General features: G+C 48.2%; 24 protein-coding genes. 14 read left to right on the top strand and 10 right to left on the bottom strand.

The genetic code is table 11. The features are described 5' to 3' along the window. Positions 1 to 29: 29 nt before the first annotated feature. From QEP07_RS15380 to QEP07_RS15370, 3 genes are all read left to right on the top strand, one after another. Complete coding sequence (locus tag QEP07_RS15380; RefSeq protein WP_285011063.1) at positions 30 to 437, top strand: hypothetical protein; 408 nt, start codon at positions 30 to 32, stop codon at positions 435 to 437. Positions 438 to 534: 97 nt separating this feature from the next. Beyond that, positions 535 to 960, top strand: coding sequence for a hypothetical protein (locus QEP07_RS15375; RefSeq protein ID WP_285011061.1), 426 nt, complete (start codon positions 535 to 537; stop codon positions 958 to 960). A gap of 58 nt (positions 961 to 1,018) precedes the next feature. Beyond that, complete coding sequence (locus QEP07_RS15370; RefSeq protein WP_285011059.1) at positions 1,019 to 2,095, top strand: 3-oxoacyl-ACP synthase III family protein; 1,077 nt, start codon at positions 1,019 to 1,021, stop codon at positions 2,093 to 2,095. Between the two features lie 13 nt (positions 2,096 to 2,108). Here QEP07_RS15370 and QEP07_RS15365 read toward each other — a convergent pair whose 3' ends face one another. Then, positions 2,109 to 3,515: an alpha-L-fucosidase gene (locus tag QEP07_RS15365; protein ID WP_285011057.1), complete on the bottom strand. Its 1,407-nt coding sequence runs from the start codon at positions 3,513 to 3,515 to the stop codon at positions 2,109 to 2,111. A gap of 142 nt (positions 3,516 to 3,657) precedes the next feature. On the opposite strand from QEP07_RS15365, the gene QEP07_RS15360 reads away from it, so the two are divergent. The 3 genes from QEP07_RS15360 to QEP07_RS15350 all read left to right on the top strand — a co-directional run bounded on the left by QEP07_RS15360 (position 3,658) and on the right by QEP07_RS15350 (position 7,353). Continuing rightward, positions 3,658 to 5,049: a sensor histidine kinase gene (locus tag QEP07_RS15360; RefSeq protein ID WP_285011055.1), complete on the top strand. Its 1,392-nt coding sequence runs from the start codon at positions 3,658 to 3,660 to the stop codon at positions 5,047 to 5,049. After that, positions 5,049 to 5,789, top strand: coding sequence for a response regulator transcription factor (locus QEP07_RS15355; protein ID WP_285011053.1), 741 nt, complete (start codon positions 5,049 to 5,051; stop codon positions 5,787 to 5,789). The genes QEP07_RS15360 and QEP07_RS15355 overlap by 1 nt, the downstream gene beginning before the upstream one ends. A 148-nt stretch (positions 5,790 to 5,937) precedes the next feature. Further along, positions 5,938 to 7,353 (top strand): alanine/glycine:cation symporter family protein, encoded by a 1,416-nt coding sequence (locus tag QEP07_RS15350; protein ID WP_285011051.1) that lies wholly within the window; start codon positions 5,938 to 5,940, stop codon positions 7,351 to 7,353. Positions 7,354 to 7,370: 17 nt separating this feature from the next. Here QEP07_RS15350 and QEP07_RS15345 read toward each other — a convergent pair whose 3' ends face one another. From QEP07_RS15345 to QEP07_RS15335, 3 genes are all read right to left on the bottom strand, one after another. Further along, positions 7,371 to 7,568 carry a hypothetical protein gene (locus QEP07_RS15345; protein ID WP_285011049.1) on the bottom strand — a complete coding sequence of 66 codons (198 nt, stop codon included), beginning with the start codon at positions 7,566 to 7,568 and terminating at the stop codon, positions 7,371 to 7,373. 76 nt (positions 7,569 to 7,644) lie between these two features. Beyond that, positions 7,645 to 9,783 (bottom strand): cation:proton antiporter, encoded by a 2,139-nt coding sequence (locus tag QEP07_RS15340; RefSeq protein ID WP_256007455.1) that lies wholly within the window; start codon positions 9,781 to 9,783, stop codon positions 7,645 to 7,647. A 4-nt stretch (positions 9,784 to 9,787) separates the two neighbouring features. Next, positions 9,788 to 10,366 carry a hypothetical protein gene (locus QEP07_RS15335; protein WP_285011047.1) on the bottom strand — a complete coding sequence of 193 codons (579 nt, stop codon included), beginning with the start codon at positions 10,364 to 10,366 and terminating at the stop codon, positions 9,788 to 9,790. Between the two features lie 126 nt (positions 10,367 to 10,492). On the opposite strand from QEP07_RS15335, the gene QEP07_RS15330 reads away from it, so the two are divergent. From QEP07_RS15330 to QEP07_RS15315, 4 genes are all read left to right on the top strand, one after another. Next, a complete protein-coding gene (locus QEP07_RS15330) occupies positions 10,493 to 11,089 on the top strand; it encodes an RNA polymerase sigma-70 factor (protein WP_285011045.1) in 597 nt (198 codons plus the stop codon). A gap of 80 nt (positions 11,090 to 11,169) precedes the next feature. Then, entirely contained in the window at positions 11,170 to 12,339 is a 1,170-nt protein-coding gene (locus QEP07_RS15325; protein ID WP_285011043.1) for a FecR family protein, read from the top strand. A 240-nt stretch (positions 12,340 to 12,579) separates the two neighbouring features. Next, positions 12,580 to 16,086, top strand: a complete 3,507-nt coding sequence (locus QEP07_RS15320; RefSeq protein WP_285011041.1) for a SusC/RagA family TonB-linked outer membrane protein — start codon at positions 12,580 to 12,582, stop codon at positions 16,084 to 16,086. Positions 16,087 to 16,102: 16 nt separating this feature from the next. Next, complete coding sequence (locus QEP07_RS15315; protein ID WP_285011039.1) at positions 16,103 to 18,118, top strand: RagB/SusD family nutrient uptake outer membrane protein; 2,016 nt, start codon at positions 16,103 to 16,105, stop codon at positions 18,116 to 18,118. Between the two features lie 69 nt (positions 18,119 to 18,187). On the opposite strand, the gene QEP07_RS15310 is transcribed toward QEP07_RS15315, so the two are convergent. Continuing rightward, positions 18,188 to 19,162, bottom strand: a complete 975-nt coding sequence (locus QEP07_RS15310) for a phosphatidylinositol-specific phospholipase C (RefSeq protein ID WP_285011037.1) — start codon at positions 19,160 to 19,162, stop codon at positions 18,188 to 18,190. A 170-nt stretch (positions 19,163 to 19,332) separates the two neighbouring features. On the opposite strand from QEP07_RS15310, the gene QEP07_RS15305 reads away from it, so the two are divergent. Next, positions 19,333 to 20,619 (top strand): voltage-gated chloride channel family protein, encoded by a 1,287-nt coding sequence (locus QEP07_RS15305; RefSeq protein ID WP_285011036.1) that lies wholly within the window; start codon positions 19,333 to 19,335, stop codon positions 20,617 to 20,619. On the opposite strand, the gene QEP07_RS15300 is transcribed toward QEP07_RS15305, so the two are convergent. Next, positions 20,604 to 21,011: a VOC family protein gene (locus QEP07_RS15300; protein ID WP_285011034.1), complete on the bottom strand. Its 408-nt coding sequence runs from the start codon at positions 21,009 to 21,011 to the stop codon at positions 20,604 to 20,606. The two genes, QEP07_RS15305 and QEP07_RS15300, sit on opposite strands and share 16 nt — an antisense overlap. Before the next feature lie 168 nt (positions 21,012 to 21,179). Between QEP07_RS15300 and QEP07_RS15295 the strand changes: the two genes are divergently transcribed. Then, on the top strand, positions 21,180 to 21,665 hold the full coding sequence (locus QEP07_RS15295; protein ID WP_285011032.1) for a PRC-barrel domain-containing protein: 486 nt from the start codon (positions 21,180 to 21,182) through the stop codon (positions 21,663 to 21,665). A 27-nt stretch (positions 21,666 to 21,692) separates the two neighbouring features. Next, positions 21,693 to 21,956, top strand: coding sequence for a hypothetical protein (locus QEP07_RS15290; RefSeq protein ID WP_285011031.1), 264 nt, complete (start codon positions 21,693 to 21,695; stop codon positions 21,954 to 21,956). A gap of 87 nt (positions 21,957 to 22,043) precedes the next feature. Here QEP07_RS15290 and QEP07_RS15285 read toward each other — a convergent pair whose 3' ends face one another. Both QEP07_RS15285 and QEP07_RS15280 read right to left on the bottom strand, forming a co-directional pair. Then, positions 22,044 to 22,484: an Hsp20/alpha crystallin family protein gene (locus tag QEP07_RS15285; RefSeq protein WP_285011029.1), complete on the bottom strand. Its 441-nt coding sequence runs from the start codon at positions 22,482 to 22,484 to the stop codon at positions 22,044 to 22,046. A gap of 208 nt (positions 22,485 to 22,692) precedes the next feature. Next, positions 22,693 to 23,589 (bottom strand): energy transducer TonB, encoded by an 897-nt coding sequence (locus QEP07_RS15280; RefSeq protein ID WP_285011027.1) that lies wholly within the window; start codon positions 23,587 to 23,589, stop codon positions 22,693 to 22,695. Between the two features lie 95 nt (positions 23,590 to 23,684). Here QEP07_RS15280 and QEP07_RS15275 point away from each other — a divergent pair, with 95 nt between their 5' ends. Further along, the gene (locus QEP07_RS15275) at positions 23,685 to 24,341 is read left to right on the top strand and encodes a DUF4142 domain-containing protein (protein ID WP_285011025.1); all 657 of its coding nucleotides are present in this window, start codon (positions 23,685 to 23,687) and stop codon (positions 24,339 to 24,341) included. A 65-nt stretch (positions 24,342 to 24,406) separates the two neighbouring features. Here the strand turns inward: QEP07_RS15275 and QEP07_RS15270 are convergent, their stop codons facing one another. Continuing rightward, positions 24,407 to 24,892: a hypothetical protein gene (locus QEP07_RS15270; RefSeq protein ID WP_285011023.1), complete on the bottom strand. Its 486-nt coding sequence runs from the start codon at positions 24,890 to 24,892 to the stop codon at positions 24,407 to 24,409. Between the two features lie 4 nt (positions 24,893 to 24,896). Next, positions 24,897 to 26,048 (bottom strand): zinc-dependent alcohol dehydrogenase, encoded by a 1,152-nt coding sequence (locus tag QEP07_RS15265; RefSeq protein ID WP_285011021.1) that lies wholly within the window; start codon positions 26,046 to 26,048, stop codon positions 24,897 to 24,899. Between the last annotated feature and the right edge of the window lie 14 nt (positions 26,049 to 26,062).

Below are 26,062 nucleotides of genomic sequence, written 5' to 3'. Positions count from 1 at the left end.
ATCTTGGATAGACCTTAACGTATCTAAACATGACTACACGCCTTAAACTTTTAACAATCTCCCTATCCCTGGTTGTCGCTTCTTGCAGCAATTATCGCGAAGATCACAGCATTTTGCTGGAATCGCCGGGTTCGCCTGAACGTTATAGCAGTAAACTCACTAACTCGTTGTCTTCAGAAGATGCTTCTGAAATGACCTATGTGATTAATAGTTACTTCGAAGAAGGAGGTAAAAAGTATGTGACTGTTAAAGTATTTGGTGATGGCATACGTGCAGAAATCCCATTACTGATCAACAAAGAAGAGTCGCTGGCAGGTGTTATACGCACAAAGGGAGTAAGCTACCGCGGTGCAGAACTGCGTGGCCTGCAACTGGCAAAGGTTGCTGATCCGGTGGCGAAGTTTGGGATTGCTGATGTAGACTGGATTCTCGACTAAATAGGTGGATGTCGCTTTCACCCCCTTGTTTTGTCTTATAAGGCACAGCTGTTGAGTTCAGTTAGAGACTATCTTTGAGTTAATCAATCTTAACTGTATGTCGCAAACTAAAAACCCGAGCACCAATCTGGAAGTGGCAAGGCTCTTTTCCTCAGGTGCTTTTGATCAGGCTGCCCACCGTTTGGCTAAAAACGTAGAATTTCATATTTATGAAGATGATAAGCATCTGATGGGTCAAGATGATGTGATGGAGTTTTGCCGTGACATTGCTGCTTACTTTAGCTCCGTTGATACAGACTTCCGGGAATATGGCTGTCTGGAAGCGGGAAATAAGGTGGTTGTTTATGGTTATGCGACATTTAAGCGAGATGGCCGACTTGTAAATAGTGTTAACTCCTGCGATGTTTATGAGTTCAATGGCGATGGCTTTGTGGAGAAGATTCATTCTTATTGTAACTCCAAGCCGGAGCCGAAAAAAGGACCTACGCTACTCTCCTATCTGATCTGTAGTGGGGTGTTATAGAAATTAACCGTTTCAAGTTCAGATTTTTCAAGTACCTTTCGGTAAATTATTAGCGTAGATGAACAGAGGCGTGAAGACGGTTATTGCCGGCACAGGAAGTTATATTCCGGAGAAAGTGGTGAGTGGAGAGGATTTTTTGAATGCAAGCTTTTTCGAAAACGGTGTATTGCTGGAGAAAGAAAATGCGGAGGTGGTGCAGAAGTTTTCTGAAATAACCGGTATTGTGGAGAGAAGGTATGCGGCGGAAGATCAGGTAACGAGCCACATTGGGGCTATAGCGGCTGAGCGGGCGATAGAGGACTCGGGCGTGGATAAGGAGTCGATCGACTATATCATATGCTGTCACAACTTCGGCGATATGCTGCCCGGAAGCAACAGGATTGATATGCTGCCCTCGCTGGCTTCTAAAATAAAGATGATTCTGGAAATTCAGAACCCTGATTGCGTGGCTTATGATTTGATTTTCGGTTGCCCGGGCTGGGTGCAGGGTGCTATTCAGGCAGATTACTATATCAAAAGCGGCGACGCCAAAGCAGTTCTGGTTATAGGTGCGGAAACGCTAAGCAGGATTATCGATCCGCACGACCGCGACAGCATGATATTTGCAGACGGCGCCGGGGCGGTGGTTTTCAGTGCAGGCGAAGAGCGCGAAGAGGCGGGTATTTTGTCGCACAAGACACAGACACATGCGGTTGAGTTTGGCGGACTCCTCACGATGGGCAGGTGCGCCAGACCAGACGCTCCGGACGAAAACTACTATATGAAAATGCAGGGCCGGAAATTGTACGAGTTTGCCGTATCAAATGTTCCGCAGGTGATTAAAAAAGCGATCGACAAAGCCGGATTAGGTCTTGCTGATATCAGCATCGTGTTTATCCATCAGGCCAACGACAAGATGGATGCGGCTATCATGAAAAGGTTGTTTAAGTTATACGGCCTGGATATGGTGCCGGAAAAACTGGTGCCCATGACCATCGCATGGCTGGGCAACAGTTCAGTGGCTACGGTTCCTACGTTGCTTGATCTGGTTAAAAACGGTAAGGTTGAGGGCTATGGGATCAGCAAGGGCGACATCGGCGTATTCGCTTCTGTTGGCGCAGGAATGAACATCAATGCCTTTATTTACCGCTTTTAATCAGGCTCAAATTTTATCTTCTTTCGTTATAAACACCTACTTCTGCAAGAACGGGTGGCTTGCTGAACCCACTGATCGTCAGTTTTAACCTTTCTGCCCAAACGCGATCAAAACGGAAGATGGTGATACGACCGGCTTCAACTTGCTCTGCTTTGAGCGGATGCCATTGCCCCGCTGCATAATACTGCAACTGGTAGTTGCTATCTCCTTGTCTGCCCTCAGTAACCACCACCATGTTAAATGCTTGTGCTTTTTCAAAGTTTAGCTCGTACCAGGGCGACTTAACCTCACGGTTAGACACCCAGCTGCTGCCGAAATTGTCGTCGTTTGCGAAATCCATGATGTTCATGTCGTCCGACCAGCTGCTGTTGCTTTTCACGTGCTTCGCGATGTTGCTGGATATGATCGGAGCCGCATGTGCAGGAACTTTGGGAAGTCCGGCAGGCTTTTGATAGATCTTACCAATCTCTTTTAATGCTACCAGGGCGTTTTCATCGATCAGTCCGTCGCTGTTTGGCGCAACATTTAAGATGAAGTTGCAGTAGGCTCCGTTGTAAGGTGCAATGAACTTATTGACAAGCTCGTTGACGTCTTTTACGGGCGTGGTTGGAAAGGATGTTTTCCAGAACCAGCTGGCCTGCAGAGGCAGACAAGCCAATGCCGGAAGCTTATTGTGCTCTTTGGAGATGAACTGACCTGCGCCTTGCTCGTAAGATTTGATGTCAGTATAAAACAGTGCTTCAGCCGGATATTTCGCGGCGTTAAGGTCCATAACCAGGCAATTGGGCTGAAGGGATTTCACCAGGTGATAAATGTCTTCGAAAGGGACGTCGTCGTACGAAATTCTCGACCATGGTGCATCCCATCCATCTATCACCAGTGCGGTGATCTCTCCATAATTGCTCAGTAATTCTGTAATTTGGTCTTTGATCATTTGGATATGCTCTGGTGTGATCTGATTGGGCCGGATGCCATGATGTGTGTCGAGAATAGAATAGTACAGCATCACTTTCAGACCGTTTTTGCGGAACGCGTCGGCGTATTCTTTAACCACATCACGCTTATGGGGCGTGTTCATCACATTGTATGCCGTGGTTTTTGTATTCCAGATGGGAAAGCCACTATGGTGTTTTGTGGTTAAACAGCCATAAGTCATGTTGGCCGATTTGGCGGCCTTGGCCCACTGATCAGCATCGAACTTAGGCGATTTGAAAAGCGAGAGCGCAGCATTTGGGTCAGACCAGTCCTGATCCATAAACGTAGGCATGCCGTAATGAATAAACATACCGAAGCCTAGGTCTACAAATTCCTGCTGAAGCTGGGGAAGAGGTCGGGGGGCCGACTTCTGCTGTGACAGGGCTTGTTGTGCATGGGTAATGGCCAGCACGAGGGTCAAGGCCATGAAAATTCTTTTGATCATATGTGTGGTTTTAAGCTGAGTCAAATCTAGCTATTGGGTATCACGAATTTATCGAACAGATCCGTAACAGATGCTTAATGAAAACTTAACGGCACACAACTAACCAAAACTTAAGCTATTTTTAGGGATTGATATCATCGTAATGACCGGCCGGATATATAAAATAGTGGTGCTGATCAGCTTTCTGATCCTTGTTGGTGTACAGCTAAAGCTAATCTATAACACGTATACGCTGCTCGACCGGGATTTCAACCTGAAGGAGAAGAAGCTGCTCAACGACGAGTATGGAAAGAGCATTCCTAATGATAAAGTTTACACAGGCGGGGGCCGGATCTTAGATTCAATCCTGAAGGATAAAATGCCTGCACTAAAAGCTGCATATCTCCGTGACAAAAATGAATTCAGAAAACTTGCCCGGCAAACCAGCAATATTATATTGAGCAAACTAACTGCAGGGAGCACGATGGACAGTGTTTTTCGCTCTATTGTGAAGCGAAACGGACTGGACACTAGTTTGCATTATCTGCTGACTGTTCAGGCTTTAGAGATTAATTTTGATCAGCGGATCGGTGACATCACCATTTTTAAAAAGGTGCCCTACGGGGCGGTTATCGATGGCAATCTGCGCAGTCCTACGCCCGAAAACCGCGTGACCAGCCTGGCCGTAAGCGGCTCGCTGCTGTACGATTACCGAATCACTTTTTATCTGTTTGCCGACTATCCAAATCGCTCATCCAGGGTCGCCTACCAGATGCTTCCTACATTTTCGCTCGTCGTCCTTTGTATTCTGATCATCATTGGCATCAATTACTACACCTATGTAAGCTGGATGCGCCAGAAGAAGGATGCTGCCATGAAATCGGATTTTCTGAACAGCATAAAACATGAATTTAATACGCCGGTTACGACCATTATGGTGGCAGGTAAAAGTCTGGCCGAGGATGAGGTCCTCTCCGATCGCGATCGTGTGAAAGCGCTGGGCCAGATCATCGAGCGGCAGGCCAGGCGCCTGCATACGCATATCAACCAGATGCTGGAGGTATCTATGCTCCAGGAAAAGATTCACATGGAGGAAACCGATCTGAACGAAGCAATCAGCATATTGATGGAGGATTACAGGTTAAAACTTCGGCCGTCCGACGAGCTGTTATTTAAGCGGCATCCGGCCAAACTTCTGGTTCCGATAGATCGTTTCGTGTTTTCGACCATGATGCAGAATATGCTCGACAACGCCTTTAAGCATAATTCTAAAGCGGAAAGAAGCACCGTAATAACTATAGAAGAAAATAGTGAGCACTTTGTGCTTGGTATCAGCGACAATGGCAATGGTATTGAGCAAAATGCCCGCGATATGATATTTAATAAATTTTACAGATTGCCCCGCAACAGCACGCTGCCGGGTCTGGGTTTGGGCTTGTACTATGTAAAACAATGCCTTGACATCCACGGCTGGGACATTAAGTTAGATTCCGAGCTCGGCCAGGGCACTACTTTCCTGATATATATTCCCAAGTATCTGCTAGAAGAATTGTGATGTACGACATCGTTTTAATTGAAGATGAGCCCGATTTGGGAACCGTTGTTTCCAGCTTCCTGAAAATGAGGGGTTTCAGCGTCATTTGGTTTCAAACTGCCAATGAAGCGCTTGGCTACTACCGAAAGCATGTTATGGCCAACCGTTTACTCATCATTGATGTGCAGCTGCCGGATATGAATGGTTTTGATCTGGCCGCGCGGGTGCAAGAATTAAATCAGCATCAGATATTTCTCTTTTTGACGGCTCATAGTGAAAAAGGCAACAGGCTCCGCGGCCTCAACCTTGGGGCTATTGATTATATTTCGAAGCCTTTTGAAATTGATGAGCTGGTGCTTCGGGTCAGCAACATTTTAAAGACCTTCTCGCCAGCCCCGCCCGATCATGGGGAAGCTGATCGGCAACAAACGGACTTTGGCGACCTGACGTACTATCATGACCAGTTGCTTGTTTTGCTGCCGGGCGGCAGGGAGGTATCGCTGACGCGCAGAGAATCTGAATTGCTAAACTATTTGATAAAGCATCCGAACCGGGTAGTAAGGAAGAGTGATGTTTTAATGGCCTTGTGGGGCAGCGACGATTACTTTAACGGGAAAAGCCTGGAGGTTTTTATTTCAAGATTACGTGGTTTTTTTAAAGCATCGGAGCTGGTTTCTATTGAAAATGTTTACGGACTGGGTTATATCCTGAAGATAAAAAAAGCGGGGAATGATCATTCCGATACATTCCCCACCATCTAAATTAACGCTCTCGTATATATTACGCCCTCGCGGCCGCTTTATTATATAGACTTTAAAATATTTCTCTTATTAGCCCCCAAGTGGCTTGAAATAATTGAGATTTTCCCTTTCTTTACAGTTTTCCGACAAACAGACTATTTATTCAAACATGGAAGGACTACTGACTAGTATTAACGACTTAATCTGGAGCAATGCGCTCATTATCTTGTGCATGGGTACAGGCATATATTTCTCTATCGTAACCCGGTTTCTGCAGGTGCGGTACATCAAGGAAATGTGGCGCCTGTTGTTCGATGGAAAAAGCTCAGACAAAGGGGTTAGTTCTTTTCAGGCTTTTGCGATTGCCATCTCCGGACGCATTGGTACCGGTAATATTGCCGGCGTAGCCACGGCCATTGCTATGGGCGGGCCGGGCGCGGTGTTTTGGATGTGGCTGATCGCTTTTTTGGGTGCTGCTTCTGCTTTTATTGAGGCTACACTCGGACAGATCTATAAGCAGGTTAAAAACGGGGAGTACCGCGGGGGACCGTCCTATTATATTGAAAAAGGTTTGGGCCTTAAATGGTATGCGGTTCTCTTTGCGGTGGCCACGGTTTTAAGTACGGCCTTTTTCCTTCCGGGTGTACAAAGCAACAGTATCGCGCTCAGCATGCAGAACGCCTTTGATATTCCCGTAGCATATACGGGGGCTGCCGTTGTCATTTTACTGGCGCTGATCATTTTTGGCGGTGTAAAGCGGATCGGTAAAGTAGCTGAGATCATAGTTCCGTTTATGGCGGGCGGCTATATTTTAATGGCAATTGTGATTATGCTGATGAACATCGCAGAGATACCATCGGTGATCGGTCTGATCTTCCGGTCGGCCTTCGATCTGGAACCAGCCTTTGCTGGCATATTTGGTATGGCTGTAGCCTGGGGTGTGAAGCGCGGCATTTACTCCAATGAGGCCGGACAGGGTACTGCTCCGCACGCTGCAGCGGCAGCGGAAGTTAGCCACCCTGCAAAGCAAGGACTGGTGCAGGCCTTTTCGGTTTACATCGATACCCTATTTGTGTGTACTGCAACGGCCTTTATGATCCTCTTTACCGGAAAATACAATGTGCTTAATCCTGATGGCAACTTTTTAGTGGAAAATTTGCCTGGTGCGAAGATCGGTGCGGAGTATACGCAACAAGCGATAAGCTCGCATTTCCCTGCGCTGGGCTCTGGCTTTGTGGCTGTGTCCTTGCTGTTTTTTGCTTTTACGACCATTATGGCCTATTACTATATTGCGGAAACGAACTTGAGTTATCTGGATAAAAAAGGCAATAAATGGGCAATTAACATCCTGCGCCTGTTATTGTTGTTCTCTACTTTTTACGGATCGGTTAAAACCGCAGAGGCCGCGTGGACATTAGGGGATATTGGTGTCGGTATGATGGCCTGGCTAAACGTTATCGCTATTCTGCTGCTGCGCAAACCTGCACTGAAGGCACTCAAAGATTACCAGCAGCAGCGCAAGGCGGGTAAGGACCCGGTATTTGATGCCAGGGCAGCGGGAATTGAGAATACGAGCGAGTGGTAAAAGAACAGTTGCAGCAACTACTTCTCGATATTGTTATCACGAACGCTGATTGCTGCAAGCCGCCTTTCTACGACGAGCTGCGATTCTCTTAAACATTCCAGGTAGTTCTCCAATAGGTATGGATTTTCAAACTCATCAAAAATAACCGACCTGAGTGCGGTTTGAACATTATGAGCCTTTAATTTGCAGTCTTCTAATAAATCTATCTTGACCATTTAACTGAGAGTTTACAAGCGTTTCTACGAAAATACTCAGAATTCCCCAAAATACCCCATCGTTGGGCAAATAAATTTATTTTTGGCTAAACAATCGCTTTATTGCCCCCATCAGCTTACTTTGTGCAATTGGCTCGAGCAGTGATCCGTCCGATTGCTGTATGTCTTCCAGGTCTATTCCTGTAGGCAATTGCTTTGGATATAGAATGATAAAACTGTTTTGCTCAAAATAACGCGAAAGATAGTGCGGCAGCTTTTGCATCTGCGGGAGGTACGAAGCCGTCAGTTTCCGCGCTGCCACAATAACCATCAGGTCATTAGCCTTTACCGTCTTACCTAAGATCAGGAAGTCTTCCCAGTTGTTAAACTCATGGTAAGCTGCGTTGGCGGCCGATTTCTGCTTGGCGAGTACCGACTTGATTGCGGCCAGCGTGTGCTTTGATCCGTAGAACAGAATGCTCATGCCCGCTTCGCCAGCCAGGACGAGGGAGCGCTGAACCCAGTGACTGAAGCCGGGCTCTGACTCTGCATTTTGGGGAGCCAGCACAATAAGCCGCTTAAGCGTATTGAGCGGCTGAACGGCCTTGTACACATATATGGTATCGTGGAAACGCCGCACAGTACTCTCCACCGTCTGTCCGAAAAACTCTGTTGCATTTGCGTTCTTATGCAGACCAACCACCAGGTCGCTGATCTGATGTTCCCTGGCGGTGTACACAATTCCGTTGCTTACGGAGGCGTCGTGCCGGGATATCGGTATAAGCTGCTGCTCAACCGCAGCGGCATGAACCAGGGCCCTGTCGAGAATACGGATCTGCGCCTTGCTGATTCTTGGCAGCTGTTTATCGTCGATCACATTAAGCGCATACAGCGGCGAGGTGAGGGCTTTCTGCCGCAACATGAAACCAAGATCAAGCAGATCGGCCATCAGCTCGGGGTGCGACAGGGAAACGAGGACCCTTTGGTCAGGCCCTGTTACCGGCTCGGCGGGGTCTTCAAGTGCCAGGGTACGCGCGGCGCGTTCGACGACAAACGAACTAACGGCGCAACTTACCAAAATAAGAAGGATCGTACCATTCAGCACATCCTCATTCAGCAGGCGGATGGGTTCTCCGGCGGGTGTCTCGCCAGTGATGATGTTGTACCCTACGAGGATGATGGCCAGTGTAGCTGCCGCGTGAGAAGAGCTTAAACCGAAGATCAGGTTACCCTCCACCGGCCGCAATTTAAATGCTTTGGCGGTGATGACGGCCGCGAGGTATTTGGACGCCAGAGATACGACGATGATCACGCCGGCAACCTTCATTGCTCCCCAGCCTTTGAAGAGCACGCTCACGTCGACAAGCATTCCTACGCTGATCAAGAAGAATGGGATAAACAGCGCATTGCCTACAAAATCGATCCGATTCATTAAAGGTGAAGTATGCGGCACAAACTTGTTGAGCACCAATCCGGAGAAGAATGCACCGATAATGGATTCCATACCCGCTGCTTCGGCCATAAAGGCGGCCAGAAATACCATCCCAAGCACAAAAATATACTGTGACACACTATCATCGAACTTCTTAAAGAACCAACGGATAATGATCGGAAATACGAAAAGCACGATACCCACGAAAACAAAAGAGGACACACCGAGTCTGATCCAGAACAAACTGGACACATCGCCCTTGCTGCTGCCCGCGACACCGGCAAGAATAAGAAGGGCAAGCACATCAGTGATCATGGTCCCGCCCACCGTCATGGTTACGGCGCGGTTCTGTACAATCCCGTACTTACTTGCGATGGGATAGGCAATAAGGGTATGTGTGGAGAACATACTGGCCAGAAGCAGGGATGCCATAAAATCAAAATTCAGAACATAATAGCTGGCCAGGGAGCCCAGACCCAGGGGGATAAGAAAGGTAGTAAGTCCGAATACAAGGATCTTGCCTTTATTCTTCTTGAACTCACCCAGATCTATTTCAAGTCCGGCCAGGAACATGATATAAAGCAACCCCACTGTACCGAACAATAGGATACTGCTATCCCTGCGCAGCAGGTTGAGCCCATAGGGCCCTACCAGCGTACCAGCCAGGATAAGCCCAATAATGTGCGGGATGCGTATTTTATTGAAGAGAATAGGCGCAAAGAGAATGATAAAGAGCACCAGCGAGAAAATAATCACCGGGTTGGTTAGCGGCAAAGTAAACTCCAGGGAAGATAAAATCAGCATATCGTCAGAGTTTGTCGTTGCTATCCATCAATTCAGCACTAACGTCATATACGATGCGGCAGTCGGCCTGCGTTATAAAACGCTTCCCCTCCATCTTGCCCGCCGCGGGCGGAAGCATGGCAACCGTAATCGTGGCAGTCTGCACGTTGGCCGGATCTTCGAGCTGAAGGCCCCTGCTGGTAAAAACACCAGTATAAGTGCGGCTGAGCTTACCTTTGTCCAGGACCTGCACCATGATAGATTCTTTGGTATATGAGATCAGCCATTGCTCCGATTTGCTATCGCCTACTGCCGACCCGTCGCAGTTCGTTTCTGTGCACTTCATGCTAACACGCCAGCGGCCGATAAGTGCGGGGTTGTACAAACCAAGGTTTAAGGTATCTGCCTGCAGACTATCGACCTGTCTTTGCAGACCATAGATGGTTGTCTCCTTCTCGGCAAGCAGGGCTTGAAGGTCTTTCACTTCGCTGCGAACAGTTTTCAGATCATCCATAAGTTTCTGTGTCTCCTGTGCCGGTTGCCCACCGCAGCTCCATAAAATGAGAGAAAACACAGCCATGAAAAGCAAATCTCGTATCCTCATATGGCCAAAGCTAAAAAAAACGCATTTATTATACGCAGTTTAAAAAAACTTATATATCTCTGGGAAAATGAAAAATTTATTCTATCATTGACTTGGTCGCGCTGCGCCACAACCAAATCTAACCAAATGAACGGCAAACCCCTGTTGAACGAGTCTGAACTGCTGGCAAAAATTGCCGATGGGAACGAGCGTGCCTTCCGGGATCTGTTTGACTACTATCAGCAGTATGTGTATACCTTTGCCTTGAAAATTTCGCGTTCAGATACCGATGCCGAGGAGATTGTACAGGACATTTTCCTGAAGGTATGGTCGGGCCGCAGGCAGCTGCCCGGTATCGGGAATTTCGGGGCTTATCTTAACCGACTAGTCCGCAACCATACGTTCAACCTGCTGCGCCACGAGGCAATCGTTATGAAGGTAAAGACCCAAATAAGCCTCAGTGCAACGGAAAACGACCTGGGTACACAGCAGGCGCTTGATTACCGCGAAACGAAGGAACTTCTGGACAATGTGGTAAGCAAACTGCCCGAACAGCAGCGCCGTGTATACGCGCTGTGCCATTTCGAGGGACTTAGCTATGATGAGGTTGCAGCTAAACTTAACATCTCTCCTGCCACCGTTCACTATCATATGAAGCAGGCGCTGGCAACCATCCGCACGCATTTCAGGCATTATGCGCTGGTTTGTTCCGCACTGATTATCTTTTTTTTAAAAAATTTTTAGAACGACCTACCCCAGGCCTCAGCTGAAGTGTCAGTGTTTATAGGGCAGCACTTAATGCTGTGTAACCCTGAACCAAATATATGACCGAACACCACGAACGACTGACTACGTTGTTTTCTAAATATCTATCAAAAGAGCTGAATGAGGAAGAACGCCTCGAATTTCTCTCTTATGTACAGAATCCGGCTTATACCCAGCAAATAGATCATTTAATTTCCCACAGTTATGAACACCCGGAAACGCTGCACAGCCTCGATCGCACTGCGGGAGATAGAATTTTCGGGTCTGTCGTTGCTGATCGCCCGCAAAAAAGTTCCCGCCTGATCGGCCTGTGGCCGCGTCTTTCAGCAGCCGTCGCAGTGGGTATTCTGCTTGTTGGCGTAGTCCTTTGGAATAATAACAGCTCTGAACAGACTCAGCGTGATGCCTACCAAAACGACATTACTTCCGGTGTTACCGGGGCTACGCTGACACTAGCAAACGGGAAGAAAGTGAGGCTGGGCGATGTTAAGACTGGCGAAGTGGCTAAAGAAGCTGGCGTAATCATTAAGAAGTCGGAAAGCGGCGATGTTGTTTATGAGATCGTGGGCAATACCGGCGAAAGCGAGGGAACCAATACGTTGTCGACCACCAACGGCGAAACCTATAAGCTGCGCCTTCCAGACGGCTCATATGTGTGGCTCAATTCAGCTTCGAGCTTAACCTATTCGTCCAGACTGATCAAAGGCGGCAAACGAAGGGTCTCACTGACAGGTGAAGGCTATTTTGAAATCGCCAGGGATGCTGCCCACCCTTTTGTGGTTACGACGAGCAAACAAGAGGTGGAAGTACTGGGCACGCATTTTAACCTGAACAGCTATGGCAACGAAGCACTTGTGACCACAACCCTGATAGAAGGCTCTGTACTTGTCAGATCGGGCAGGTCGACGCAGATACTTAAGCCAGGCGAACAGGCCCTGAACGACGGAAAAGCGCTACGTGTGAGCGAAGTAAATATTGACAATGTGGTCGACTGGAAAAATGGCGACTTTAACCTGGATGAATTGGATTTCCGCCTGGCCATGCGCAAGATTGCCCGGTGGTACAACGTAGATGTTGTTTATGAAGCCTCTGTACCTTCAAACATCAGATCTGGTGGCTGGATTTCGAGAAGCAAGAACCTCTCGGAAATTCTAAAGCACATCGAATCATCAGGGCAGGTCAGTTTTAAGATAGAGGGAAGAAAGGTGTATGTAGCTAAAGGAAAATAAATTGTTTACCCAAAATGCATAAAAAATATACTCAGAGTACAGCACTAAAATAAGCAAACCAGAAGTGAAGCACTTCTGGCTGCGTTTGGACAACTTATAATTTTACAAGTGTTAACCACAGAATGCCAACACGTTTCCAGCGCCGGAGGCATACTGCTTTAGAACCAAATTAACCAAATGTATCGATTTTATACCAAACCTGGTATAACGGCCTCGTTATACCTTAAACTATGGCGAACTATGCGACTGATTACCATTATAATCGTAGCATCCCTAATGCAGGTCAGTGCCGCTACCTTAGGCCAGCGGATAACCATCACGCAGGACCGTATGTCGCTGAAATCTGCCTTTAAGGAAATCAGAAAGCAAAGCGGCTTCGACTTTTATTATGAAGGGGGAATCATTTCAAACAACCAGCTGAAGGACCTGAACCTCCGGAATGTGACCGTTGATGAAGCCTTAAGAACTGTACTCAAAGACCTGCCCCTCACCTACGTGATCGAGAATAAGAACATCACCATCCGGAAAGCGGGGAGCAACTTTCTCCGCAATCTCGTAACCAGCTTCAGGGCTATCAATGTAAGGGGGAAGATCGTTGACGAAAACGACCAGCCCCTTATTGGCGCTACGGTGGGATTAAAAGGAAAAGGGAGATCAGTTAAGACGGACCAAAACGGAGCTTTTTACATGGAAAATGTTGCTGAAGACGATAAACTTGTGATCAGCTACATTGGCTATGAACTCATGGAAGTTAACGCGGCCCCTGATATGGGCAGCATTAAGCTGGTGCGCACAACCAGCGACCTGAACGAGGTTGTGGTAGTGGGCTATGGTACCATGCAAAAAAAGGATCTTACAGGCTCAGTTACACAAATTATCCCCGACCGGATTGCCAATGAAAACCCGAAGACCGTACAAGACATCCTTCGCGGAACGCCTGGTTTGCGGGTAGGTTATAATCCTTCGGCTAAAGGAGGCGGCGAGATAGAGATTCGCGGCAGGCGATCGGTTTACGACGAAGGGGGCCACAACAGTCCATTGCTTATTCTAGATGGTATGATCTTTTATGGCGAGCTTTCAGAAATAAATCCCGATGATATTGCCCAGATAGACATCCTCAAAGATGCTTCTGCGGCTGCTATTTATGGGGCAAAGGCTGCGAGCGGGGTGATCATCATCACCACGAAGAAAGGGAAGCCCGGAAAGCCGGTGATCAATATGACGATGAACGTGGGCTCGACAGGGTTGAGCGATTATCGCGACCGTTTTGATACGGAAGCCTATCTGCAGCACCGCCAGGACTGGTTTACAAAAAACACCTATGGACTTAACCCGGCAACCAATGTGTACGAAGCTTATCAAACCGGAGTTTATGCCTCGCAACCTGGGTTTTTTATGCGACCGGACCAGCTCCCGTCCAGCATTTCTTTGGACACCTGGCGGGGCTATACCGAAAACCAGGCAGACCAGTCGGACCTGAACATATGGGCACAACGCCTCGGCCTGGTAGGCAACGCCCTGCAAAACTTTCTGGATGGAAAGACGGTAGACTGGGCCGACAGAACGTTCCGTACGGGCTTTAACCAGGATTATAACGCAAGCGTTAGCGGTGCCGGCGACAGGATCAATTATTACCTGTCTATGGGATATCTGCGCAATCAGGGCGTAGTGGTAAGCGACGACTACCGGTCGGTACGCAGCAATATGAAGATTGATGCTAAAGTGAACAACTGGCTGGAACTTGGCGCTAACGTGAACTTTCAGGACCGTTCAGATGGGAACGTGGACATAGATATCGACCAGTCGCTGCGCAATAGTCCCTTTGCGGATTATTACGACGAAACCGGTAATCCCGGACAGTTTCCTTTAAATGAAAAGTATAGCCAGCGCGGCTATAACTATGACTTCCAGAAACAATATCTTGAACTTGAGAAGGGATACACTGTGGTCAACACGATCTTGAATGCAAACGTTAAACTGCCACTGGGGATTACCTACTCTTTCAATTTCTCTCCGCGCTATCAAAACTTTTACGACCGGTATTTTATGTCGGCCAATCTGCCCGGATCTGATCCTGCCACCCGCGGAGCTAACCGGGAACAATCGAAAAGTCTGAACTGGTCGCTCAACAACACGCTGGCCTGGGATCATACCTTTAAAAAGAAGCACCATGTTATCCTTACCCTGGTACAGGAGGCCGAACAGAACAGGTTCTGGAGGGATCGGATAGAGGCCAGAAAAATATTGCCTTCCGACGTGCTCGGATTTCACAATACGAAGAACGGCAGTAAAGAAAACAGTACCTTTTCAAGCGAGGATAATGAGCAATCGGCCGACGGCCTGCTTGCCCGTTTGTTTTATTCTTATGACGACCGTTATCTGATCACCACTTCGGTGCGGAGGGATGGCTACTCGGCATTCGGAACCTCCAATCCCTATGCTGTTTTTCCTTCCATGGCCGTAGCATGGTCATTCACCAACGAGAAGTTTTTTAAATGGGGCCATATCATGAACAGCGGTAAACTCCGGGTGTCATACGGCGAAAACGGAAACCGGTCACTCGCCAACCCCTACATAGCGCTTTCCAACCTGTCCGAAGGCGGCGGTAAGATGCAGGGCTATTTAAATTCGGCGGGCGAACAGATCTTATACCGCTACCTGATGGCCGACAGGCTGGCAAACCCCTTCCTGCAATGGGAAAAGACAGCATCATGGAACTTTGGTCTTGATTTCGGATTCCTCGGTAATCGGTTGACCGGCAGCCTGGAATACTACAATATGAAAACTCATGATATGATCATGAAAGAGCGTTTACCAAGCTTCACAGGCTTTACCAATATCACAACAAACTTGGGGCGGGTAGACAACAGCGGAATTGAGTTTGCACTTAATACTGTCAATATGCGCAGAAACGCTTTCGAGTGGTCCAGCACCTTCGGGTTCTCGTACAACAAAAACAAGATTACCCATTTGTATTACGACTATGAGGATGTGCTCGACGCCAACGGTAATGTTATCGGAAGAAGGGAAATGGACGACCAGCCCAACGGCTGGTTCATAGATCGTCCTATTGGTGTCATCTGGGATTACCGTGTTACTGGCATATGGCAGGCAAACGAGGCGGAGGAAGCCAAGAAATACGGACAGGTACCTGGGGATCCGAAGGTGGCCAACAGCTACACTGCCGACGATGAAATCAACGCCGATGGTACAGCTAAACCTGTATATAACAACAAGGACAAAGAGTTTCTGGGTGAAACGTCTCCCCCGTACCGCTGGTCGCTACGCAACGATTTTTCGCTTTGGAAAGACCTGAGCGTTTCCTTTAATATTTATGCATACACCGGCCATAAAAGCTTGTTTGGCGAATACCTGAATAATGATGATGACGGCGGACGCATGGCCTATGCCTTAATCAACCTGCCGCGCAAAGCGTACTGGACCCCAGAAAATCCGACCAATGAATTCGGACGTATTGAGGCAAAGGGACCTGTTGGCGCAGCCGGGGCGCAGCGTTTGTACGATCGGTCTTTCGTACGGCTCGACAATGTATCTGTTGCTTATACCCTGCCCAGTAAATGGACGTCCAGATGGGACCTTAACCGTGTCAGGGTATATGGAACGGTGCGCAATGTTGCCACCTGGACTAAAGAATGGACTTACGGCGATCCTGAAACGCAAAGCCCCGATAATGGCCAGGGATGGGCTACGCGTGTATTTACGCTCGGCTTAAATCTCGTTTTCTAACTATTAATCGACCGACATGAAAAAGTTAACTCAAAAAATTAATCGCTTTAAAAGATATCTCATCGTTTTTGCTGGCAGCGCAACACTGCTAAGTGGATGTAAACGGGAGTTTCTAAACCCCGAACCTCTATCATTTTACGAGCCGTCGGCCACATTTACCACCTTATCAGGCCTTATGTCGGCCCAGGCCATATGCGACCGGCATCTAAAACTCTATTGGGCAACAGACCACAATGAGATGCTTACGCTGGGAACGGAATATATTTTTTCAGACCTGATGGTTGCTAGCGCTACAGATAAGCGCAATATGCTTGCTGATGTGGCCAACATGCTGACCCCAACAAGCGAAACATCCTATCAGAATATAGACCGGACCAATAGCATCTGGTATTTCTGGGAGGAAACCTATAAAGGGATTATGTATGCCAATACGATCATTCAGTATGCAGATAAAGTTGAAGGCCTTGACGAAAACACCAAGAATGAGTATGTAGGCCGGGCTTACTTCCACCGCGCATTCAGGTATATGGCGCTGACGTTTCAGTTTGGCGATGTGCCGCTGGTAACCAAGCTTCTTGAAGTGCCTAAACAAAACTATCGCAGCACAAAACAGGAAGCCATTCTAAAAATGATTACCAGAGACATGGAGCTTGCGGTGCAATGGGTTCCAGATCAGAGCGCAATGAGCCTGGTGGGTATGGTAAACAAAGGTGCCTGCAGGATGCTGCTTGCTAAATGCTACCTGGCTTTGGGTGAATACGAAAAAGCAAAAGAACAAACCGATATCCTGATCGATCAGTCGGGTTATTCACTGATGACCAATACCTTCGGTACTTTTAACGACGGCGGTGAACCGCTTACCTGGAAAATTACGCGAAACGTTGTATGGGACTTGCACCGGCCAGAGAACAAACTGATTGGGGCAAACCGCGAGGTAATCATGGGTGTGCCCAACAGGGGCGCTAGTGCCGAATCTTTTGTCCAGATGCTGACCATGCGGATCCTTTATCCGTTCGTGTTCGACAACCGTATCCAGACCACAGACGGTAAACAGGCGCTTATGAACATCAGGCGTAATTCGTCCGATTACAATGCGACTTACGATTACATGCGCGCTTTTGGTCGCGGTATCGCCACCTTCCGCCCCACGCACTTCAGCACGCATACCTTATGGAAAGTGAACGGGGTAATGGATGCAACCGATCTGCGTCATAGCGCTGAAAGCGGCAACTGGGTGCGTATGGAAGATTACCGTGTAAACAACAAAGCTTCGGTAGACTTTGGCAAACCTTTGAGACTGTACCATCCCACCTCTGGTAAATTGCTATGCAGTGATACCATAAGAAGGTGGTTTGATGTGCCGCACTATAAATTTTTCCTGGACGACCCGGTTAACGAAGCCAATATCGCTGGCTCCGACGGCTTACGTGGCGCTACAAACGGCTCAAACGCCGATTGGTATGTTTACCGGCTGGCAGAAGCCTACCTGCTTCGTGCCGAGGCAAAATATTATATGAACCCGGCCGACCCATCTATCGCGGAAGACCTGAATATCATCAGGCGACGGGCTAAATGCACTCAGCTGTATACCGGTGCGGTAAGCATTGGCGATATTATGAATGAGCGGGCCCGTGAGTTGTATTGGGAAGAATGGAGAAATGTGGAGCTGACCCGCGTTTCCTTATGCCTGGCACGTAGCGGAAAACCAGACGAATGGGGGAATACCTATACGTTGAACAACTTCGACAAGCAAAGCGGAACCGCACCTGCCGGCGGAAGCTATTGGTTCCAGCGCATTAATCACTATAGCCTGTATAACAAAGGCCCTATCCAGATTAACGCAACGGGCAACAGTAATCCGAATTATACCATGGATAAGAAGAACCTTTACTGGCCCATACCAGACGCCGCTATTACGGCAAACAAGCGAGGTCAGCTAAGTCAGAATTATGGCTATGACGGTTACGACCCTAACACCCCTAAATGGGAAAACTGGGAAGATGCTGTAGCCGACGAGGACAACGTCGATTAAAAAAACGTACCTCCAATAAAAACGGGCATGCGATCACCTCGCATGCCCGTTTTAATTTAGATCGAGCAGTTAGAAATTTGTATTCGCGATCAGCTGACTCCTGGATGAGTCGATAAAATCCAGAATGACTACACCATATTTACCACTCGTGTTATTGGTAAAAAAGGTGCTTACCTTAGGATTTATAAAGTTGGATACCGTGGTGATGCTTGGAATACCGAACAAGCCGGGCTTGTATCCGCTACAGAAATTCAGGTAAAGGCGGTTAGACGTGTCGTTATGCGCATCGTTCAACTGTGTTTGAACGTTTGTCCATTTTGTATTTACATCGTTTATATTATAGAAATCCTGAACTTTCAGGTTAGCTGCAGAATTGTTGATGCTAAACGTGGTGTTATCAGCCCAGGCCGTAGCATCGATTCCTTTAGGGCTTCCGGTGCCAAATCTCCTCAGCAATTTAATCTTGCCGCGGACAGTTCCAAGGTTAGGTATACCGGTACCAAGATCCCATTTAGAGCTGTTTTGCGCTACATAGCTATCAAAAGTCTGCTCAAAACTGCGGGTATTGTTTGAGGGTGTATGCTCCTCCTTCACGCTCATAATAATGGTCTCGGTAGGATTGCTGTTAAGAAAACTGATACAGGCATTCAGCACATCATTGAAATTCAGGTTCTGATAAATGGCACCGTGGTGAATGGCAAAGGCATTATCGATATGCCTGCAGCGGATGTCGAGGAAGCGTACGCCGGCCGACAACTGTTCTGCAATACTGAGATTCTGACACTTGGCAGTACCACCGATGGGCTCGGTACGGGCGCCTGAATCATGCGTACCGGGGATTGACATCTGAGCGATGCTCGTATTGTCGGAAACGGCCCCCATCCAGTTACTAAGTCCGTAGCCCGGCGGGACAACGCCAGCTGCCGATACATTGCTCAAACGCTCGGGTTTAAACTTTTCTACTGGATTGTCTTGTTTTTTGCACGACGCAAAGGCTAGCGCCGCAACCAGGTAAACTGGCAGTCGTAGTTTTAATGTCTTCATACGAAGGTTTTTAGGAATGAAAAAATATTTGGTTATTTACTCATCCTAAAACAGAAACAGACCCCGTTTGGTTTTCTACCATTTGCTTTCTGCTGGACGGCAGTAATAAACATAGCTAAAAAATGATATTTTAATAGTGGCAATTTTAGGCTTAATTTAGCCTCACCGATATGAAGTTTCGATCTGAACATCTTGCCATCATGAAGTACGCCTTGCGGTGGACACTGCTTATTGTTCCAGCGGCTATTGTCATCGGAAGTGCGGTTGCGCTCTTTCTCTGGCTCCTGCATTGGGCAACGCAGTTCCGGTTTCAGCATACCTGGCTGCTTTTTCTATTACCACTGGCAGGCCTGCTTATTCATCTGCTCTATACCACCATCGGTAAATCCTCCGAGAAGGGAAACAACCTCATCATCACGCAGATCAATGACGGCGGAGACGGTATTCCAAGAGTCATGGCGCCGATTATTCTGATTACTACCGTGCTTACCCACCTGTTTGGCGGCTCTGCCGGACGGGAAGGCACTGCTGTCCAAATGGGCGGCGGCATTGCAGATATGTTCCGCAAATGGTTCAGATTAGATGAGGCTGAGACGAAAGTTATGCTTACTGCCGGTATCGCTGCCGGATTTGGAGCCGTGTTTGGCACACCGCTCACAGGCGCAGTATTTGCGCTTGAGGTATTGGTACTGGGCAGGATGCGGTACAATGCGCTGCTTCCGGCGCTCATTGCAAGCATAGTTGGCGATCTCACCGTATCGGCCTGGGGGCTCCATCATGCGGCATATCATATCAACGTTGCAGCACAGTCTGATTATAGCTACGCCAGGTATTTCGCGATAGATCTTCTATTGCTCCTGAAAGTTATTGCAGCCTCTGTAGTATTCGGACTGGTAAGCTGGTTGTTCATTGCCTCGCTCAATGGCGTCAAAGCTTTTTTCGGGCGTTTCTTTACGCATCAATGGATGGTTCCGGTTTTAGGTGGACTTACCATCATTGCGCTTAGTTTTGCGCTTGGTAAACCCGATTATCTGGGGCTGGGCGTGGAAGCCGAATATCCGGGGGCTGTGACGGTCTCCTCAGCTTTTGAGGCCGGAGGAGCAGATGCCTGGAGCTGGCTTTGGAAACTGGTTTACACCTCCATAACGCTCGGCAGCGGCTTTAAGGGCGGCGAGGTAACCCCGCTGTTCTATATCGGGGCTACACTCGGAAATACCTTGTCGGCCATACTAAACGCACCAGTAAGCCTCTTTGCCGCCCTCGGCTTCATTGCGGTGTTTTCTGGTGCTACCAACACGCCCTTAGCATGCACCATTATGGGTGTCGAACTCTTCGGCAGTCAGTATACGCTGTTTTTTGCTGTGGCCTGTTTTACGGCTTATCTTTTTAGCGGCACCGCCGGAATCTACAGTGCCCAAAAGAAACCTGTTGCTGGCAGGCATCATTTCATGGAGTGAAAACCGATGGCATTGCCTTCGGAGTCTTCACAGATGGAACAAAATCCATACTCGCCCAGCGACATCTTTCCGGCGATGACCTTGCCGCCCGCAGCCTCCACCCTGCCCGTCTCAATGTCACAGTCCTCGCTATGAAAATATACCATAGTACCGCCCGGACCTGGCCGGTTCATACCAGAACGTACCAATGTACCGCTGCAGCCCGGCCCCATCATATCGCCGGGAAAAGCTATCATCTCAAAATAATCGTCGCTCCCGGGCTCGGCCTGCATGCTCTCCGGCACCGGGAGGTCAGATAGCTGCACCTGCAGTACGGTTTCGTAAAATTTCTTTGCTCTTGCCAGATCAGAAACGCTGATCTCGGTCCACACAAACGGATTTTTTGCTGTCATATACAAACTTTTAAATGGTTGATCTTAATCTCTAAGTTCGCGAATATCAACGGATTTAGGAGGGTGCGATTAAGACAAAAGAAGGGGCAGATACCGTCGGCCGCGCGACTTCTTACTTTAGCCAAAACTCTATATGCTGCCGGGTTGTTTAATGACAAACATATATCAATGGAAATGGAAGAACAACACCGCACGACTTACCTCGAGCCGCTCCGCGGGAGCGATTTTGAAATCGCAGATCATCAATCGGACATTACCGGCTGGGAAGTGGTCGATACCGATGGTAATGATATCGGCGAAGTTGAAGACCTGATCTTCGACAGCAATGAACTTAAGGTAAGGTACCTGATTGTGAGGCTGTCGGCGGAAATCAGTTCCAGTTCAAAAGCTGTGCTGATGCCGATCGGCGTGGTAGATCTGGATGAGGATGATGACGAAGTGATCGTACCCGGCGTATCTGGAGCTTTCCTGGAGTCGCTGCCCGAATACGAACCAGGTAAGGTGCTTTCGCCTGCCGCAGAACTAGCCATCAGATATGCTTTTTTGGGCGAGAACGCCTTGCCGCATGCCGAAGCGGTGGTCTACGATACCCATCCCTCTGATTTCTACAAGCACCAGCACTTTGACGATGCCCGCCTAAACCGGGGCAGATAATACATGAATACCCTAAAGAAACATCATATGGAAAACGAAAAACAACACAACAGCTCATTGCCTTCAGACGGGCCGGTGAGCAACAGCGAAATGGGCAATAATGATGACCTTACCGGGGCACTTTCGCCTACCGACCCAAAAACGGCGGGCGACGACTCAACCGATGAGGATGCCGCAGATCCCGAAATGGCTGCCAACGATACATCAAAGGGCTTTGACCGCGACCAGGAGGCCTTAGACCTCGGTCTCGACGATGGCGACCTAGACAATGATGTACCTAAGGGTTCATAAACCGCAGGTACGTAAAAGATCGCTAAATAAAAAAAGGATGTCGGCCGACATCCTTTTTTGGTACATATGGTATGCTGTAGCGGCAGCTTACTTAATTTCGATCTGTCGGGCGATGGATTTCGCTTCTTCTCTTTTCGCGATATCGATCTTCAGAATACCATCTGTATAGCTTGCATCTATCTGATTCGGATCGGCACTTTCAGGAAGTGTGAACGATCTTACGAACGAACTGTAGCTGTACTCACGCTTGCTGTAATTCTTTTCCTGATCCTTGTTTTCCATGCTCTGCTCAACCGAAATGTTAAGCATGTTACGGTCGAGATTTAGTTTGAAGTCGCCTTTATTTAAGCCTGGGGCCGCCAGTTCAATATGGAAATGATCCTGGCTTTCGCTGATGTTTACAGCGGGTACCCGGCTGATCATTCGATCTGAGAAAAAGGTGTCGTTGAAAATTGAGTCAAAAACGTCATTAAAGCCTGGCATTAATGCATTGTTTTTTTGTGCTGGATTAAATTTAACCAATGTCATAGGTTTTTCCTCCTTAATTTTTATTAACGATTAAAACTTTGATTAATTAAACTCAGAACCTCAGTTCCGCTTAGCAATTTACAACAGCTGTGCCAATGCTGTTTCGAGCCAGAAACGACGGCTGGAAATGATTTTTTTTCAGCAATGATGAAAATTTTTCAGCCTGATCATGCCAGATTTTCACTATAGGCGGGGCCTCTGTCCAGTTCTATTTAAGATTGATGGGCAAATTGTACAGGACACGCACCGCCCTTCCCCCCTGTACCCCAGGTGTCCATCTGGGCATGCGTTTTACCACCCGAAGCGCCTCTGCATCGAGACGCGGGTGAAGGCTTTCACGTATTCTCGGTTCTACGACATAGCCATCCTGATCTACAACGAACTGAACCACTATGCGTCCTTCCGGACGAGGACGCAGATCGCTCGGGTAGCTGTAACTGTCGCCAATAAATTTATACATCGCCTGAGCTCCACCCGGAAACTCCGGCTGCGACTCGACATTTGTGGCCACTGCTGCATCGCCTGTCGGCAAGCCCACATCCTCAACACTTCCGTTATATGTTTCCTCAAACATCAGGCTCAATCGTGCCGCCCAGATTTCCTGGCGCTTCAGGTCGGAACCGTGACTGGTTGCCTCATCGTAGTCAGACTGCAGCGCGTGAAAATGATTTCTCAGGTATTGCGCAAAAGCTGATCGAATTTCCTCCTTATAGTTTGCCGACCATACCTTCGACGAGAAAAGCTTTTCTGCCCTGTTTGCACAGATGAAACCGATGAGCAGATGACCTTGCTCATGGCTGATCATTTTATCGAAAGGCGGACTGCTAAACTTGTCGCGGTTCAAGTAACTGCTTTCTTTTTTCTGATCCACCTTCGTGATGAATGAAAGCTTAACCTTATTGTCTGCCAGCGTCGTAATGGAATCTAACCGATAATAAATCCGCACGTCGGTAAAAGCGGTTCTTGCGTTACTTTCGGGAGCAGCACCTTTATAATCTTCAGCGGTTAAGTTGGCAATGTCGTGTCGTCTGAGATGCTGGCTTAAGGCTAAATTCGAATACATGAAGACGAAAAGCAGAGAGAGCAAGGTAATAGGTTTGAGCATTAGTATTTGGTTTTGTCTGGTTCGCAATAATAGCAATTTTTCATCAAAACCAATTGGCCGCTGCTGATGTTTGCTTAAAGGAAAACTACTACACTATGAAAAACTCTATCAGATTACCAATGCTGGCTATTGCCGCTGCGATGGCCTACTCATGCGGAAATGCGGAGCGTGGCGACCGCGACGCGGCTTCCACCCAAGTGATTGATTCTATCAGTGATACAACCGAACGTGCGCAGGCTATGACGGCCGACATAGATTTGCCCGGCGATGAAAAGACATTTATCAATGCGGCCGCTACAGGCGGGTTGATGGAGGTTGAAGCAGGCAAAGCGGCACTAACCACCTCTAAAAATGAGTCGGTGAGAAAATTTGCTGAGATGATGGTGAGGGATCATACCAAAGCCAACGCCGAACTGGCCACTATCGCGTCCAAACTAGGCATACAACTGCCTACATCTTTACCTAAGGATAAACAGGCGCACCTAAAGGGCATGCAAAGTCTGAACGACAAAAAGTTCGATGAGCAGTACATGCTTATGATGATCAAAGACCATTCGGCGACTGTAAAACTGTTTACCGAAGGCGCCCGGTTGTCGGATGCCGACGTGAAATCTTTCGCCTCTAAAACTTTACCAGTACTTACCCAGCACTATAACGAGGCGCTTAAAATTGGTAAGACCATGAACCTGAACAATTCCGGCAACGGCGATGATCCGCAGGGCATGAGTCCGGCACCAGGCCATACCAATTAAGCTATAATTTTACAGCAATAAAAAAGCCGGCAAATATGCCGGCCTTTTTGTTATTTAGACTCGTATTAGCGCCTGCTTTTACGGCACGATAAGTAGATGATATAACTCAGGGCAGCGAAAGTGGCTATCTTTACCACCATACCTTTTTTGTTGTGCTTCCACTCGGCTTTCCAGCCTCGTTCGGCAATGATGTTAGGGAAGTGCCCGCGTTTTATATCATCGACCAGCCCTTCCACCACGTTTATCCTGTCGGCCAGAATCAGGGGCAGCCAGTGCCTGTACCTGTCTTCACTATGCCGGAAAGCATAGCGCCTGATCATACCGCTTAGTCCGCTAGGCGGAAGGGTATTCCCAAATACGCGTGGCACTGCAGGGCGCTCTATGGACATCAGCAGTTCCACGTCGACGGGTTGCTGCTCAGAGCGCTCATAATTTATCCGGTTATGATCGTCTCCGGTATAATGCTTCATCGGATAGGTGGGTTCGTTCTCCGGATCAGCGTCCATTCCCCAACCTGGTATATCTCTGTAATTAGTGTTTAACGGTTCCATAATCTTAAGGTTTAGCCGATGGGATCAGCACGGTTTTAATACAATTGTCTAACTTGGATGAGAAGAGCCGGTAGGCATCCGACACCTCTTCGAGCGGAATACGATGCGTGATCAATCCTTTAGGGTTAAGCCTGCCTGACTGCACATGGTCGATCAACCTTGGCAACAGCCGCTTCACGGATGCCTGATTTGCACGGACCGTAATACCTTTATTTAACACGTTTCCAATTGGGATAAGGTTGAACGGCGGGCCGTACACACCTACGATGGAGACGATTCCGCCTTTTTTCACAGAGTTTATCGCCCACTGCAAAGCCGTACCTGAGCCAGCCTGCATCATCATCACCCTGCCGCTGAAGGTCTGTAACGTGTTTCCTTCGGCCTCACAGCCTACACAGTCTATACAAACATCAGCACCGTACCAGTCGGTAATCTTTTTAAGGAACACTACAGGGTCGTTCATTTCCTTGAAGTTATACGCCTCACACTTAGCATAGTTGCGCGCAAATTCCAGGCGATAGTCGACATGGTCTATGATAATTACACGCGAAGGGCCAAAGAACCAGGCACATCTTGCGGCCATAATGCCGATAGGTCCGGCGCCAAATACGACTACCGTATCGCCTTCTTTTATACCTCCCATCTCAGCAGCCTGGTATCCCGTGGGAACCACATCCGTCAGCAAAACAGCATCATCCGGATCCATGTCGGGCGGAATGACTGTAGGGCCAACATCGGCGTAGGGTACTCGGACATATTCTGCCTGTCCGCCATCAAAACCACCTGCAGTGTGTGAATACCCGAAAATACCGCCAACCGCTGTGGCCATAGGGTTCGATTCATGACAGTTACCATACAGGCCCTGCTTGCAGAAATTACATTTTCCGCAGGCAATGTTAAACGGCACCAGTACCTGATCGCCTACTTTCAAATTCTTGACCAGCGGACCAACTTCTTCAACCACACCGGTAAACTCGTGACCAAAAGTCTGGCCCACCCTGGTGTCGGGCACCATACCATGATAAAGATGCAGATCGGAACCGCAGATGCAAGTACGCGTTACCCGGACAATCGCATCTTCCGGGTGAAGTATCTCTGGCATCGGCCTTTGTTCTGCCCTGACCCTATAGGGGCCTCTGTAATTCATTGCTAACATACAATAAGGTTTAT

The organism is Pedobacter faecalis (assembly GCF_030182585.1).
Classification (GTDB): Bacteria; Bacteroidota; Bacteroidia; order Sphingobacteriales; family Sphingobacteriaceae; genus Pedobacter; species Pedobacter faecalis.
This window is presented reverse-complemented; position numbering and strand designations above follow the sequence as displayed.

What these genes read in the sequence shown, in the direction of transcription:
- QEP07_RS15355 (WP_285011053.1), top strand. Translation starts at nt 5,049, where the DNA reads ATGTACGACATCGTTTTAATTGAAGATGAGCCCGATTTGGGAACCGTT.
- QEP07_RS15340 (WP_256007455.1), bottom strand. Translation starts at nt 9,783, where the DNA reads ATGCTGATTTTATCTTCCCTGGAGTTTACTTTGCCGCTAACCAACCCG.
- QEP07_RS15280 (WP_285011027.1), bottom strand. Translation starts at nt 23,589, where the DNA reads ATGCTCAAACCTATTACCTTGCTCTCTCTGCTTTTCGTCTTCATGTAT.
- QEP07_RS15345 (WP_285011049.1), bottom strand. Translation starts at nt 7,568, where the DNA reads ATGGTCAAGATAGATTTATTAGAAGACTGCAAATTAAAGGCTCATAAT.
- QEP07_RS15370 (WP_285011059.1), top strand. Translation starts at nt 1,019, where the DNA reads ATGAACAGAGGCGTGAAGACGGTTATTGCCGGCACAGGAAGTTATATT.
- QEP07_RS15335 (WP_285011047.1), bottom strand. Translation starts at nt 10,366, where the DNA reads ATGAGGATACGAGATTTGCTTTTCATGGCTGTGTTTTCTCTCATTTTA.
- QEP07_RS15310 (WP_285011037.1), bottom strand. Translation starts at nt 19,162, where the DNA reads ATGAAGACATTAAAACTACGACTGCCAGTTTACCTGGTTGCGGCGCTA.
- QEP07_RS15285 (WP_285011029.1), bottom strand. Translation starts at nt 22,484, where the DNA reads ATGACATTGGTTAAATTTAATCCAGCACAAAAAAACAATGCATTAATG.
- QEP07_RS15350 (WP_285011051.1), top strand. Translation starts at nt 5,938, where the DNA reads ATGGAAGGACTACTGACTAGTATTAACGACTTAATCTGGAGCAATGCG.
- QEP07_RS15265 (WP_285011021.1), bottom strand. Translation starts at nt 26,048, where the DNA reads ATGTTAGCAATGAATTACAGAGGCCCCTATAGGGTCAGGGCAGAACAA.
- QEP07_RS15325 (WP_285011043.1), top strand. Translation starts at nt 11,170, where the DNA reads ATGACCGAACACCACGAACGACTGACTACGTTGTTTTCTAAATATCTA.
- QEP07_RS15315 (WP_285011039.1), top strand. Translation starts at nt 16,103, where the DNA reads ATGAAAAAGTTAACTCAAAAAATTAATCGCTTTAAAAGATATCTCATC.
- QEP07_RS15380 (WP_285011063.1), top strand. Translation starts at nt 30, where the DNA reads ATGACTACACGCCTTAAACTTTTAACAATCTCCCTATCCCTGGTTGTC.
- QEP07_RS15360 (WP_285011055.1), top strand. Translation starts at nt 3,658, where the DNA reads ATGACCGGCCGGATATATAAAATAGTGGTGCTGATCAGCTTTCTGATC.
- QEP07_RS15365 (WP_285011057.1), bottom strand. Translation starts at nt 3,515, where the DNA reads ATGATCAAAAGAATTTTCATGGCCTTGACCCTCGTGCTGGCCATTACC.
- QEP07_RS15290 (WP_285011031.1), top strand. Translation starts at nt 21,693, where the DNA reads ATGGAAAACGAAAAACAACACAACAGCTCATTGCCTTCAGACGGGCCG.
- QEP07_RS15300 (WP_285011034.1), bottom strand. Translation starts at nt 21,011, where the DNA reads ATGACAGCAAAAAATCCGTTTGTGTGGACCGAGATCAGCGTTTCTGAT.
- QEP07_RS15375 (WP_285011061.1), top strand. Translation starts at nt 535, where the DNA reads ATGTCGCAAACTAAAAACCCGAGCACCAATCTGGAAGTGGCAAGGCTC.
- QEP07_RS15275 (WP_285011025.1), top strand. Translation starts at nt 23,685, where the DNA reads ATGAAAAACTCTATCAGATTACCAATGCTGGCTATTGCCGCTGCGATG.
- QEP07_RS15270 (WP_285011023.1), bottom strand. Translation starts at nt 24,892, where the DNA reads ATGGAACCGTTAAACACTAATTACAGAGATATACCAGGTTGGGGAATG.
- QEP07_RS15330 (WP_285011045.1), top strand. Translation starts at nt 10,493, where the DNA reads ATGAACGGCAAACCCCTGTTGAACGAGTCTGAACTGCTGGCAAAAATT.
- QEP07_RS15295 (WP_285011032.1), top strand. Translation starts at nt 21,180, where the DNA reads ATGGAAATGGAAGAACAACACCGCACGACTTACCTCGAGCCGCTCCGC.
- QEP07_RS15305 (WP_285011036.1), top strand. Translation starts at nt 19,333, where the DNA reads ATGAAGTTTCGATCTGAACATCTTGCCATCATGAAGTACGCCTTGCGG.
- QEP07_RS15320 (WP_285011041.1), top strand. Translation starts at nt 12,580, where the DNA reads ATGCGACTGATTACCATTATAATCGTAGCATCCCTAATGCAGGTCAGT.